The sequence below is a fragment of the Kitasatospora arboriphila genome, assembly GCF_039528095.1.
In the GTDB taxonomy this organism is placed as follows: domain Bacteria; phylum Actinomycetota; class Actinomycetes; order Streptomycetales; family Streptomycetaceae; genus Kitasatospora; species Kitasatospora arboriphila.
In genome coordinates, this window is the sequence record NZ_BAAALD010000312.1 from 1 (window position 1) to 538 (window position 538).

A 538-nucleotide genomic window follows, 5' to 3' on the forward strand; every position below is an offset into this window, starting at 1 on the left:
GGGAAAGGTTTAACGCTTTAGCGGCCTGACGAAAACTGCCATGTTTCACTATGAGTATTAATATTTCTATTTGTTGCAGATCGGGCAAGGTTTTCATTGTTAATTTCCAGCTAACACCCCGTTCGGAATAGATTAATTGTTATCAATATGAAAGGGAAGTATATATTTAATGCCATTCAGCAATTAAGGAAAATAAGATGAAAACACGTTATCTTGGAAAAGAGAAGTTTCAGGTTTCCGCATTAGGTCTCGGATGTATGGGTATGAGTTTTGCCTATGGCGGCGCTGAAACGTCGCAGGCGATAAATACGATCCATGCCGCCATGGACATGGGCGTGACCTTCCTGGATACCGCCGAAGTATATGGTCCTTTCGATAATGAAGTTCTGGTCGGAAAAGCGATTAAAGGTTTTCGCGATAAGGTGCAGATTGCCACCAAATTTGGATTTCGTATTTTGCCGACCGGCCAGGGTCTGGAGCGGATGGCCGGCGTTGACAGCCGTCCGGCACATATTCGCGAATCAGTGGAAAGGTCGCT

1 protein-coding gene is annotated in these 538 nt (G+C 45.0%); it reads left to right on the plus strand.

Annotated elements, in window-relative coordinates; genetic code table 11:
• Positions 1–197: 197 nt before the first annotated feature.
• Positions 198–538, plus strand: a 341-nt coding sequence (locus tag ABD353_RS40150) for an aldo/keto reductase (protein WP_344628630.1), incomplete at its 3' end; no start/stop codon positions are given.